Annotated in this window: 10 protein-coding genes; 8 read left to right on the forward strand and 2 right to left on the reverse strand. The window is 67.8% G+C overall.

Annotation, left to right across the window (positions count from 1 at the left end):
- The first annotated feature begins 166 nt into the window (after nt 1-166).
- Entirely contained in the window at nt 167-325 is a 159-nt protein-coding gene (locus AC0VYP_RS05065) for a hypothetical protein (RefSeq protein WP_475472752.1), read from the forward strand.
- Nucleotides 326-395: 70 nt separating this feature from the next.
- Here AC0VYP_RS05065 and AC0VYP_RS05070 read toward each other — a convergent pair whose 3' ends face one another.
- The gene (locus tag AC0VYP_RS05070; RefSeq protein ID WP_285758977.1) at nt 396-845 is read right to left on the reverse strand and encodes an ATP-binding protein; all 450 of its coding nucleotides are present in this window, start codon (nt 843-845) and stop codon (nt 396-398) included.
- A 613-nt stretch (nt 846-1458) separates the two neighbouring features.
- Here AC0VYP_RS05070 and AC0VYP_RS05075 point away from each other — a divergent pair.
- From AC0VYP_RS05075 to AC0VYP_RS05105, 7 genes are all read left to right on the forward strand, one after another.
- Nucleotides 1459-3501, forward strand: coding sequence for a PhoX family protein (locus tag AC0VYP_RS05075; protein WP_285758978.1), 2043 nt, complete (start codon nt 1459-1461; stop codon nt 3499-3501).
- A 96-nt stretch (nt 3502-3597) separates the two neighbouring features.
- Nucleotides 3598-4674, forward strand: coding sequence for an L-glyceraldehyde 3-phosphate reductase (gene mgrA / locus AC0VYP_RS05080; protein ID WP_285758979.1), 1077 nt, complete (start codon nt 3598-3600; stop codon nt 4672-4674).
- A gap of 49 nt (nt 4675-4723) precedes the next feature.
- Entirely contained in the window at nt 4724-5233 is a 510-nt protein-coding gene (locus AC0VYP_RS05085) for a GNAT family N-acetyltransferase (RefSeq protein WP_285758981.1), read from the forward strand.
- 412 nt (nt 5234-5645) lie between these two features.
- The gene (locus tag AC0VYP_RS05090) at nt 5646-6629 is read left to right on the forward strand and encodes an ABC transporter permease (protein ID WP_475472754.1); all 984 of its coding nucleotides are present in this window, start codon (nt 5646-5648) and stop codon (nt 6627-6629) included.
- Between the two features lie 67 nt (nt 6630-6696).
- A complete protein-coding gene (locus AC0VYP_RS05095) occupies nt 6697-7623 on the forward strand; it encodes an ABC transporter permease (RefSeq protein ID WP_285758983.1) in 927 nt (308 codons plus the stop codon).
- A gap of 14 nt (nt 7624-7637) precedes the next feature.
- Nucleotides 7638-9839 (forward strand): ABC transporter ATP-binding protein, encoded by a 2202-nt coding sequence (locus AC0VYP_RS05100; protein ID WP_475472755.1) that lies wholly within the window; start codon nt 7638-7640, stop codon nt 9837-9839.
- A 58-nt stretch (nt 9840-9897) separates the two neighbouring features.
- Complete coding sequence (locus AC0VYP_RS05105) at nt 9898-11616, forward strand: ABC transporter family substrate-binding protein (RefSeq protein WP_285758986.1); 1719 nt, start codon at nt 9898-9900, stop codon at nt 11614-11616.
- A gap of 70 nt (nt 11617-11686) precedes the next feature.
- On the opposite strand, the gene AC0VYP_RS05110 is transcribed toward AC0VYP_RS05105, so the two are convergent.
- Nucleotides 11687-12073: a hypothetical protein gene (locus AC0VYP_RS05110; RefSeq protein ID WP_285758987.1), complete on the reverse strand. Its 387-nt coding sequence runs from the start codon at nt 12071-12073 to the stop codon at nt 11687-11689.
- Nucleotides 12074-12085: the final 12 nt, after the last annotated feature.

Below are 12085 nucleotides of genomic sequence, written 5' to 3' on the forward strand. Positions count from 1 at the left end.
AACGAATCACGGTGCCGTGTCCGCTTCCCAGCGGGCACGGCACCGCCGTTCCCGGGCGCGGTGCCCGAATCGTTCTCATGAACGCTGCCCGACGACCGTGCTTTGACGCACGACGGTGGGCGCGCCGATTTGTTAGAAGCAGGTAACGGAGGGCAAGCTTCGCCATATGGATAGTAACCATACTGACCTTGACGAGCTGGTTCGCGAGGAGCTCGGCGAGGAGCCGTCGCAGGAAGCCAAGGACTACGCCCGCCGGCTCTACGAGAAGTACCGCCTGCCCGACGGTCCGGTCGTCCCGGCGCCGCCGGGTGAGACAGCCGGCTGACACCCTGTGGTCCTCAATGGGGCCTCCCGCCGGGAGGTCCCATTCCTGTCCTGTCCTGTCCGGGAGACGGTCAGGGCGGGGAAGAGGAGATCTCCCAGATGAGCTCGAACCAGACCATCCTGCCCATGCCGTCCCTGCGGGGTTCGGTGCCCCACTTGGCGGCCAGCGCCTCGACGAGGTCCAGACCTCGGCCGTGCTCGTTGGTGTCGTAGGGGTCGCGGTGCTGCGGACACGGCAGCTCGGGGCTTCCCAGATCCCGAACCTCCACGCGGCTCCAGCCGACAGCGGTATACACCGTCACCTCGAATTTTCCGCCAGGAGTGCCCGAGGAGCTGTGTGTGACGGCGTTCGTGGCGATTTCGCTGGTCAACAAGGTGGCGGTGGGGGTCTCGGGTGAGGTGCCCAACTGTCGTTCCACGAAGCGCCGGGCGTGCTTGATCTGACTCGCCCGACCGGGGAATCGACGCCGCACCGGATCGCCACGGGAGTCGGAGTGTTGCGGTGCGCTGTGCTCGTTCATGGGACTCGCCGGGACTTCGGAGGGCGGATGGGCGGCAGTGGCCGCGCGTGACGGGGGGACCGGGGCAAGCACAAGGGGCCTGGCCGGGTACCGCGCAGGAGGGGCATCGGTCATGGTGATCACTCCCCGGCGGGATGAGTGAGGACTCATTTCCGCCGATCAAGCCGCTGTGACGTACGAGGAGACCAGCCGCCATGGTGTCCATGCCCTGCCAGGGTCACGGCGCGGGAAACACGGCGGATCTCTTCGGGGCAGTGCGTGCGCTTGCGGTGGTGAGTGTCGCGGCTGTCGGAATCGGGTTGTCCACGGCAAGGATACGCGCGCCGACAAGTCTTCGACCAGGTGGGGGGCGAACTGTGCCGAAACTGTGGAAAACCTGCCGGACCTGCTTTTTCGGCATCCCGGTTGCCCAGAGGCCCCACGCGATTGGCCGCAGAGCGGATTCGCCGTGTTCACCATGCATTCACGGCGTGGTCGAGCTGCTCCGGGAAGGTCGCGGGACCAGGCCGCCCCGTTGCCCGCGAATCCAGAGGCCAGGCCCCCTTTCGCCTGATACCGCGCCCCGCTCGGGAGCGGCACGACCGCCGCTTCCAGCTCACGTTCAGGAGGACCAGTGACCGACCCCGCACGCCGACGCCTGCTCCCGCTCATCGGGCACCCCGGTGGCCGCTCCCGTGCCACCTGCCGGTTCCGCTGCGGCGACGCCTGCTTCCACGACGCCCCCAACACCAGCGACAACCCCTACTTCGGGGACGTCTATTCGGGCGTGCTCTCCAGGCGCGGCGCCCTCGCAGCGGGCCTCGTGACCGCGGGCGTCTCCGCACTCGTCGCCGTCCCGGCCGCTCCGGTCCTCGCCGGAGCCGACCGGGGTGCGTCCCGGGGCCGTCCCGGTTTCGTCCCGGTCGCCCCCAACATCGACGACGTCGTGACCGTCCCCGCCGGATACGACCAACGCGTGGTCGTCCGCTGGGGCGACCCCGTCGTCCCGGGAGCACCGGCCTTCGACTTCACCGCGCAGACCGCCGAGGCGCAGGCCAAGCAGTTCGGCTACAACGCCGACTACGTGACCTTCGTCAAGATCGACGGGCGTCGCGGCCTGCTGTGGGTCAACCACGAGTACACCAATGAGAACCTGATGTTCTCCGGTTACACCGACGGGGCCGACGCGGACTTGGAACAGATCAAGATCGCCATGGCCGCGCACGGCGGCTCCGTCGTGGAGGTCGAGCGGGTCGGGCGCACCGGTGCCTGGAAGCTGGTCACCAAGGGGCGCCGCCCCTTCAACCGGCGCATCACCGCCACCACCCGCATGCAACTGACCGGTCCGGCCGCGGGGGACCGTCTGCTGCGCACCCACGCCGACCCCAGGGGCACCACGGTGCTCGGCATGCTCAACAACTGCTCGGGCGGTACGACACCGTGGGGCACCATCCTGACCGCGGAAGAGAACTTCAACCAGTACTTCGTCGGTGGCGAGGGGGTCGCGGAGCAGGCCAAGCCCGCGCTGAAGCGGTACGGCATCGCCACGTCGGGAGACACCCGCTCCCACAACCGTCGCTTCGACCGGGTGGACGAGCGCTTCGACCTGTCCAAGCATCCCAACGAGGCCAACCGGTTCGGCTACATCGTCGAGATCGACCCCTTCGACGCCTCCTACGTCCCCCGCAAGCGCACCATGCTCGGCCGCTTCAAGCACGAGGCCGCCAACACCAGGACCACCACCGATGGCCGGGTCGCGGTCTACATGGGGGACGACGAGCGTTTCGACTACATCTACAAGTTCGTCACCGCGAAGAAGCCCCGCAAGGGATCGCGTCGGCACAACGACACCCTGCTCGACTCGGGAACCCTCTACGTCGCCCGGCTCACCGGGAACAGTCCGGCCGAGGAGATCGACGGCTCGGGTGCGCTTCCCTTTGACGGAGACTTCGACGGCTCGGGGGAGTGGGTGCGGCTCTGCGACTCCACCCGCAGTTACGTGAAGGGCTTCACCGTCGCCGAAGTGCTGGTGCACACGCGTCTGGCCGCCGATGCCGTCGGCGCGACCAAGATGGACCGTCCCGAGGACTTCGAGGCCAGCCCGGTGACCGGCAAGGTGTACTGCGCACTCACCAACAACTCTGCCCGCACCCCCGAACAGGCCGATGAGCCCAATCCCCGTGCGGCCAACAAGTTCGGCCACATCCTGGAGCTCACCGAGCGCAGGGGCGACGCCGGTGCCACCAGCTTCGGCTGGAAGGTCCCCCTGGTCTGCGGTGACCCCGAAGACCCGGCCACCTACTACGCCGGCTACGACAAGTCCGAGGTCGCGGCCATCTCCTCCCCGGACAACCTCACCTTCGACCGGCACGGCAACCTCTGGATCTCCACGGACGGACAGCCCGGCACCATCGGTACCAACGACGCCCTGCACGTGATGCCGGTGGAAGGACACGCCCGCGGCGCGCTCACGACCTTCGCGACCGTCCCGGTCGAAGCGGAGTGCTGTGGCCCCTTCATCACCCCCGACCAGAAGACCGTGTTCCTGGCTCCCCAGCACCCGGGGGAGGACGGAACGGTCGAGGCGCCGACCAGCACCTGGCCGGACGGGGACTTCCCCCGCCCGGCGGTGGTCTCGATCTGGCACAAGGGCGGCAAGGACATCGGTTCCCGGTAGCCGGCCGACCCCCGGCGGCACCCCGGCCCGGGGTGCCGCCCCACCGCACCGACGCCCTGTTCCGTCCCTGTCGTGCCGTGTGCGAGGATCACGTTCATGGTGCACAGAGGCGATGTTCCCCGGATCGACGTCCCAGCGGCGGGGGTCTACGCGGCCGATCCCGACCGCTACGACCAGCGGATGCCCTACCGCAGGACCGGACGCAGCGGGCTGCTCCTTCCGGCGGTCTCGCTGGGGCTGTGGCACAACTTCGGCGACGATCGCGCACTGTCCACCCAGCGCGCCATCCTGCGCCGCGCCTTCGACCTCGGCCTGACCCACTTCGACCTGGCCAACAACTACGGCCCGCCCGCCGGATCGGCGGAGTTGAACTTCGGCCGGATCATGCGCGAGGACTTCCGGGCCCACCGCGACGAATTGGTGATCTCCACCAAGGCCGGCTGGACGATGGCACCCGGTCCCTACGGCAGCGGCGGGTCGCGCAAGTACCTGCTGGCCAGTCTCGACCAGTCGCTCGCCCGGATGGGCCTCGACCACGTCGATATCTTCTACAGCCACCGTTTCGACCCCGACACCCCCGTCGAAGAGACAATGTCGGCACTGGACCAGGCGGTGCGATCGGGCAAGGCGCTGTACGCGGGGATCTCCTCCTACTCCCCGGAGAACACCCGAAAGGCCGCCGCCATCCTGCGGGAGATGGGCACGCCGCTGCTCATCCACCAGCCTTCCTACTCCATGGTCAACCGGTGGATCGAAGAGGACGGTCTGCTGGACGTCCTGGCGGACGAGGGCGCGGGGTGCATCGCCTTCTCCCCGTTGGCCCAGGGCATGCTGACCGACAAGTACCTGGACGGGATCCCCGAGGGTTCCAGGGCCGGTGCCGGCAAGTCGCTGTCGCCGGCCTGGCTCAACGAGGACAACCTGGCCCGCATCCGTTCCCTTGACGGGGTGGCCCAGCGGCGTGGCCAGTCCCTGGCCCAACTCGCCCTGACCTGGGCACTGCGTGATCCCCGGGTCACCTCTGTGCTCATCGGGGCCAGCAGTGTCGCCCAATTGGAGGACAGCCTGGCAGCCACGCGCGCCCAGCAGCTGACCGACGAAGAACTGGCCGAGATCGACACGCTCTCCGCCGACCTGGGCATCGACATCTGGCGCAGCTCCAGTCGCCCGTGATCCCGAACCGGCACGCAGTGCCGACCGGCCGGGATGGGACGATGAACCGGTGACGACAATACGGGCGGCCCGGCAGTCCGACGCCGAGTCGATGGGAAGAATCTTCCACGCGGCCGCGATGGCCGGATGGTCGGGTTTCCTGCCCGTGGAGGAGCTGGCTGCCCGGAAACCGGACGGCACGCCCTACGTCCAGGCGATCCGCGCCCTGGAAACCACGGTGTTCGTCGCCGAGAACACCGACGGAGAGGTCGTCGGGTTCGCGATCACCCGACAGTCCCTGGACGCCGACGCGGCCCGGGGAACCGCAGAGCTGCACATGTTCTACGTGCACCCCGACCACTGGGGACAGGGGGCCGCGCGGCACCTCATGGCCGAGGTCCTGCGGTCCTTCCAGGAGCAGGGCTACCGTGAGGCCACCCTGTGGACCGCCCTGGACAATCATCGCCCGCGTGCCTTCTACCGAACCAGCGGGTGGTCGCTCGACGGCCGGCGCCGCTCGACCACCCGCTACGGGGTGACGTTCACCGAGTTGCGCCATCGAATCCACTGCGTGGCCTGACGGGAGAGCGCACCCTGGGCAACCCCGCGGGAGCGAGCACGCATGGGTCCTGCCCCCTCCGCGGGGCCATCTCCGGGGCGGCGAAAGCACATACGCGGCCCTGACCGCCGGATCACCCGGTGTCCGTCACTGATTGTGGCTACTCTGCACGTGAGGTCTCCGTCCGTAGTGTCCAAAGAAGTCCCGTGACGCTTTCTTGACATCTCGGTAACCGGTTGGTGTCGGAAAGTGCGCAAACTCGTGGACATTGGGCTTGCTGACCGTGGGCCGATAATCACAATACGTCTCAGTAGCTCATCGCAAATCCCATCAAAATGTCACTCTCCGTAATTAAATGGTGTGATCTGCTCGGGGATGGTGGTGAGGGCCGAGACCACTGAAGCGCCCAACAGGCGAAGGCGGGAGGCCCCACATGGGGATGTTCCTGGTCAGGCGACTAGCGAACTACGTGGTTCTGGTGTTCTTGGCGACCACATTCGCCTACCTGCTGGCCGCGACCACGCTCGATCCGCGCGCCAACTTCGAGCAGATGCAGCCGCCGCCCTCGCCGGAGTCGGTTGACGCCCGGCTCTACCAGCTCAACCTCAACGACAAGACCCCGTTGGCGGAGCGCTACACGACATGGGTCACCGGCGTCGCCACCGGCGACTTCGGGCAGACCATCCAGGGCAAACCGGTCAACACCGAGATCGCCCGCAAAGCCGGGGTGACCCTGCGCCTGATCATCGCCGGCACGATCATCGGCTGCACCACCGGAGTCGCCATCGGCGCCTACTCCGCGGTGCGCCAGTACCGGAAATTCGACAAGACGGCCACGGCTGCCGCGTTCTTCGTGCTCGCCGTGCCCACGGTCGTCATCGCGGTGACCCTCCAGGTCGCGGCGGCCTCGATCAACCAGGCGACCGGTGTGCAGATATTCCAGTACGGCGGTGAGTACACCTCAGGCCTGGACGCGGGGTTCTGGGGGACACTGGGCAACCGCCTGCAACACATGGTCCTGCCGACGCTCACCCTGGCCATCGCCCTCTTCGCGGCGTTCAGCCGCTACCAGCGCAACATGATGCTCGACGTCCTCGGGTCGGACTTCGTGCGCACCGCCATGGCCAAGGGGCTCACCCGCCGGGCCGCTTTGTTCAAACACGCGCTGCGCACCGCACTCATCCCCACCGTCACCTACTTCACCTTCACGTTCGGCATCCTGTTGGCCGGGACGACCTTCACCGAGAAGGTCTACGGCTGGAACGGGATGGGGGCCTGGGTCGTCAACTCGATCTTCACCAACGACGTCCACGCCGTCGCCGCAGTCTCCTGTTTCATGGCCGTGTGCGTCATGGCGGCCTCTTTCTTCTCCGACATCCTCTACGCCTGGCTCGACCCGCGGGTGAGGGTGGGCTGATGGCCGATCAGGCGCAGCCCGCCACCGTTTCCTGCGCGACTGTCCGCACCACGTTGGAGAAGAACCGATGAGCATGTCCGCTGAGCGCGTAGCGCTCGAAACCTCGACCGGACACGAAGGCGGCAGTGACGAGACCCGGGTCCCCGGCCGCTGGTCCGGGGTCCTGTCCCAGATGCTGCGCACCCGCCGCGTGGTCGTGGGACTGGTCATCCTGGCGCTCATGGCCGCCGCCGCGTGGCTGGGGCCGCTGATCAGCCCCTGGGAATTCGGAGAACGGGACTTCTCCAGCTTCCTCAAACCGCCCTCGCCCGAACACTGGCTCGGCACCGACAACACCGGTCGCGACATCTTCACCATCACGATGTCCGGTCTGCAGAAGTCGCTGATCATCGGCTTGCTCGTCGCGGTCATCACCACCACGTTCGCCGCCGTCGTCGGAGCGTTCGCCGGCTATTTCACGGGCGTCAGCGACCGGGCGCTCATGTGGATCACCGACCTCGCCCTGGTGCTGCCCAGCTTCCTGATCCTCGCCATCCTCTCCCCGGTACTGCGGACCAGCGGCTGGCTCGTCTTCGTCCTCCTGCTCGCCGCGTTCGGCTGGATGGTCACCGCCAAGATGATCCGGGGCATGACCATCTCGCTCAAGGAACGCGAGTACGTGCACGCCGCGCGCTTCATGGGCGTCCCGGCCTGGAAGATCATCTTCCGCCACATCATTCCCAACATGTCGTCGCTGCTCATCGTGGACGCCACCATCAACGTCAGCTCCGCGATCATCGCCGAGACGGCCCTGTCCTACTTCGGATTCGGTGTCCAGCCGCCCGACGTCACCCTGGGCTCCCTCATCGCCGTGGGCGCGCGCCAGGCCGTCACCCACCCGTGGACCTTCGTCTTCTGCACCGGCCTACTGGTCCTGCTCGTCCTGGCCGTCAACATGATCGGCGACGGGCTGCGGGACGCACTCGACCCCCAGTCCAAGTCCCGCCGGGCCTAAGGGAGGGAACCCCGATGAACAACACCGAGACCACGACCGCGCCCGACCCGGCCCCGACCCGGTCCGGCGACGTTCCCGTGCTCGAAGTCGACAACCTGCACGTCACCTTCCCCGGGGTGAACAAGGCCCCCGACATCAAGGCCGTGCGCGGTGTCAGCTACCGGCTCAACCGCGGCGAGATCCTCGGGATCGTCGGCGAATCCGGTTCCGGGAAGTCGGTGTCGTCCCTGGCGGCGATGGGGCTGCTCCCCGAGTACGCCGAGGTGACCGGTTCGGTCCGGCTCAAAGGCCAGGAACTGCTCGGCCTCGACGACCAGCGCCTTGCCAAGGTCCGCGGCAAGGTCATCTCGATGGTCTTCCAGGACCCCCTCTCGGCGCTGACCCCGGTCTACACCGTCGGCGACCAGCTCGCCGAGGCCGTCCGGGTGCACGACTCCACGGTCTCCAAACAGCAGGCGCTGACCCGGGCGGCCGAACTGCTCGCCCTCGTGGGCATCCCCAACGCGGCCCAGCGCCTCAAGGCGTTCCCGCACGAATTCTCCGGCGGTATGCGCCAACGGGTCATGATCGCCATGGCCATGGCCAACGACCCCGACGTCATCATCTGCGACGAGCCCACGACCGCACTCGACGTCACCATCCAGGCCCAGGTCCTCGAACTGCTCAAGACCGCGCAGCGCGAGACCGGCGCCGCCATCGTCATGATCACCCACGACCTCGGCGTCGTGGCGGGCTTCGTGGACCGCGTCCTGGTCATGTACGCAGGGCGCCCGGTCGAGATGGGAACCGTCAACGAGGTCTACTACCGCACGCGCATGCCCTACACGATGGGTCTGCTCGGAGCGATCCCCAGGCTCGACCTGGAGGAGAAGACCCCGCTGGTGCCCATCAAGGGCAACCCGCCCTCGCTGGCCGCGTTGCCCCCGGGCTGCCCCTTCGCTCCGCGGTGCCCGATCGCCCTGCCCCAGTGCTCCGCCGGAGAGCCCCAGCTCCTCACCATCGGAGCCCAGCCCAGCACCCCGGAGATCGACGCGGTCGGCCAGTCCCAGGCCGCCGCGTCCGAGCCGGCACGGAGCAGTACGGTCGAACACCGTTCGGCCTGTATCCGTTCCGGGGAGATCGACACCGAGAACTGGACCGCCGCCGACATCTACCCCCTGCCCGAGATCCCCGCTGACGCCGTCGCCCGGCTCCCCCGCGCGGACCGTCCGGTGGTGCTGGAGGTCAACGACCTCATCAAGCACCACCCCCTGCTCAAGGGAGCGCTGTTCAAGCGTCGTGTCGGCACGGTGTACGCCGTCAACGGCATCAGCTTCGACATCCGCGAGCGCGAGACCCTCGGCCTCGTCGGGGAGTCGGGGTGCGGCAAGTCCACCACGCTGATGGAGATCCTCAGCCTGGACCGACCCGCGCGCGGGAAGGTCGTGGTCCTTGGCAAGGAGTCGGGACGGCTGTCCAGGCGTGAGCGCTTCAAGATCCGCCGCGACATGCAGGTCGTCTTCCAGGACCCCATGTCCTCGCTGGACCCGCGGATGCCGGTCTTCGAGATCATCGCCGAGCCCCTGCGCACCCACTCCTACCCCAGGAGCAGGCTCAACGCGCGGGTCCGCGAACTCCTGGCCCTGGTGGGCCTCGACCCCGCGCACGCCTCCCGTTACCCGGCGGAATTCTCCGGCGGCCAGCGCCAGCGCATCGGCATCGCCCGCGCGCTCGCCCTGGAGCCGAAGGTCCTCGTCCTGGACGAGCCCGTCTCGGCACTGGACGTGTCCATCCAGGCCGGTGTGGTCAACCTGCTGGAGGAACTCCAGGCCAGGCTCGGCCTCGCCTACCTCTTCGTCGCCCACGACCTGTCGGTCATCCGGCACCTGGCCGACCGGGTCGCCGTCATGTACCTCGGCAAGATCGTCGAGATCGGCGACGTCCACTCCATCTACACCGAACCGGCCCACCCCTACACCCAGGCGCTCCTGTCGGCGATCCCCATCCCCGACCCGGAGAAGGAGCGGAGCCGGACCCACATCGTGCTGGAGGGTGACCTGCCCAGCCCGGCGAACCCGCCATCGGGATGCAGCTTCCGCACCCGCTGCCCGAAGTTCCAGGCGCTCCCGGAGAGCGACCGGCGGCGCTGCCTCTCCGAAGAGCCCGCCATCCGGCCCTTGACCGGAGACGACCACGCCACCGCGTGTCACTACGCGCAAAAACGCGTCGTCGTCTGACCCCACTCCCGGTTCCCGCGTGTACGCGGTGGACCGGTAACCCCCGAGGAGGAACTGCATGCGATTCAGGAAGAGCGCGGCGCTGACCGCACCGGTGCTGGCACTGGCGCTTCTCGCCAGCGCCTGTTCCGGCAGCGGCGACGGCAACGAGAACGGTGGCTCCGAGGAGACCCTCGCCGACATCCCCGCCCAGGACATGAACCCCCAGGAGCGCGACGCCGTGCAGGACGGCGGGACGTTCAAGTGGGGCCTCAACGAGTACCCCGCTCAGTACAACATGTGGCACCCCGACGGCAACCTCGCCAACGTCCGCAGGATCGTGTCCGGGGTCATGCCCATCGCCACCCTCTACGACGAGGCGGGTGCGTTCAGCGCCAACACCGACTACATCGAGGAGTACGGGGTCAGCGAGGACGGCCTCACGGTTGACTACACGCTTAACCCCGACGCCGTGTGGTCCGACGGCGAGCCCATCACCTGGGAAGACTACAAGGAGCAGGCCGAGGCGGTCGGCGGCGCGAAGGGCGACGACTACCTGGTCGGCAGCACCGACGGCTACGAGCAGGTCAAGGAGGTTCGCAAGGGCGACGACGAGTACTCCTTCTCGCTCGTCTTCGACGAGCCCTACGGCGAGTGGCCCAAGCTGTTCGACCCGCTGTACCCCAAGGAGTACATGACCGACCCCGACAAGTTCAACGAGGGCTACGTCAGCGAGCTCCCCGTGACCGCCGGGCCCTTCGGCGATGTCGAGTTCGACGACACGGCCGAGACCGTCACGGTCACCCGCGACGAGGACTGGTGGGGCGAGCCGGCCAAGCTGGACAGCATCATCTTCCACAACTACGCCAACGACGCTCTCGCCCAGGTCTTCAACAACGACGAGCTCGACGGGTTCTACCTCGGTACCGACGCGGCCGGCTACGCGCTGCTCAAGGACAAGGAGAACACCCGTCTCACCAAGGCCGTCAACAACGGCTACCGCTTCATCCAGCTCAACGGCGCCAGCCCCAAGCTGGAAGACGTCCGGGTCCGTCAGGCCGTCGTGCACGGCATCGACCGCTCCGCCCTGGCCCAGGCCTCGCTCGAAGCCGTCGAATGGACCACCGACCCGCTGGTGAACCGACTGCTGCGTTCCAGCCAGAACGGCTTCCAGGACAACAGCGAAGGTTTCGGCGAGTACGACCCCGAGAAGGCCGGGCAGCTTCTCGACGACGCGGGCTGGGTCCAGGAGTCCGAGGGCGCAACGCGTACCAAGGACGGCGAGCCCCTGGAGATCCGCTGGGTCGCCTCCGCCGACCTGCAGGTCGCCAAGGACGAGGCCGAGATCGCCCAGGCCATGCTCAAGGACATCGGCGTGGACGTCAAGATCGAGGCGGTCCCGGGCAACTCGCTGTTCACCGAGTACGTCATCCCCGGAAACTACGAGGCGGCCACGTACGTCCTCACCGGAACCAACCCGTTCGCCGGCGACTCCTACGGCAACTACGGCGGACCGTTCGGTGAAACCGAGGAGGGCGAGCCCAACTGGGGCAACAACACCGCCAAGATCACGACCGACGAGGTCAACGAGAAGTTCGACGCGTTGAAGAAGGAGACCGACCCCGAGCGCTACGCCGAACTCGCCAACGAGATCGACCGCGCCCTGTGGGAGAACGGCCAGGCAGTGCCGTTCTTCCAGCGTCCCGGCCTCTACGCGGTCAACGCCGACATCGCCAACTGGGGCGAGCACGGACTCGCCTCCCTCATCTACACCGACATCGGCTGGGTCCAGGAGTAACCGAAAAGACCATCCGCAGCCGGACGACGAAGGGCCCCGCGCGACGAGCCTCGCGCGGGGCCCTTCCGCGTTACGACCGGCGTGCCGCGCGCACCAACAGCCATCCCGCTACGGCTCCGAGCAGGGAGATCACCGCGCAGGCAAGGAACAGGGCCGGGTCGGGGTCGGGAGCGACCGCCGTCAGCGCCCCGTCCAACAGGGTCAACAGAACCGGTGCGCCCAGTACCGCCAGCGCGTTGCGCCCGAGACGGCGCCGTTCCGGAGCACGGTGCGCGAGGCCGGCCACCACCGCGACCAGCAGATAGCACACGAAGCCGATGCCGCCGTTCCACAGCACCGCCCCCTCGAAACTGCTCAGTTCCTCGGGAGAGGCGAGCCACACCACCGCCACGGTGCCGGCCACCTTGAGGGCGAACCACGACACCGATCCCACCAGCCACGAGACAATGACGTCCATTCCGTTTCTCCT

It is taken from the genome of Nocardiopsis sp. iso_186, assembly GCF_056173365.1.

Bases quoted from the DNA above. Each gene is read 5' to 3' on its own strand.
- AC0VYP_RS05090 (WP_475472754.1), top strand. From the start codon at position 5,646: ATGGGGATGTTCCTGGTCAGGCGACTAGCGAACTACGTGGTTCTGGTG.
- AC0VYP_RS05100 (WP_475472755.1), top strand. From the start codon at position 7,638: ATGAACAACACCGAGACCACGACCGCGCCCGACCCGGCCCCGACCCGG.
- AC0VYP_RS05070 (WP_285758977.1), bottom strand. From the start codon at position 845: ATGAACGAGCACAGCGCACCGCAACACTCCGACTCCCGTGGCGATCCG.
- AC0VYP_RS05065 (WP_475472752.1), top strand. From the start codon at position 167: ATGGATAGTAACCATACTGACCTTGACGAGCTGGTTCGCGAGGAGCTC.
- AC0VYP_RS05110 (WP_285758987.1), bottom strand. From the start codon at position 12,073: ATGGACGTCATTGTCTCGTGGCTGGTGGGATCGGTGTCGTGGTTCGCC.
- AC0VYP_RS05105 (WP_285758986.1), top strand. From the start codon at position 9,898: ATGCGATTCAGGAAGAGCGCGGCGCTGACCGCACCGGTGCTGGCACTG.
- mgrA (WP_285758979.1), top strand. From the start codon at position 3,598: ATGGTGCACAGAGGCGATGTTCCCCGGATCGACGTCCCAGCGGCGGGG.
- AC0VYP_RS05095 (WP_285758983.1), top strand. From the start codon at position 6,697: ATGAGCATGTCCGCTGAGCGCGTAGCGCTCGAAACCTCGACCGGACAC.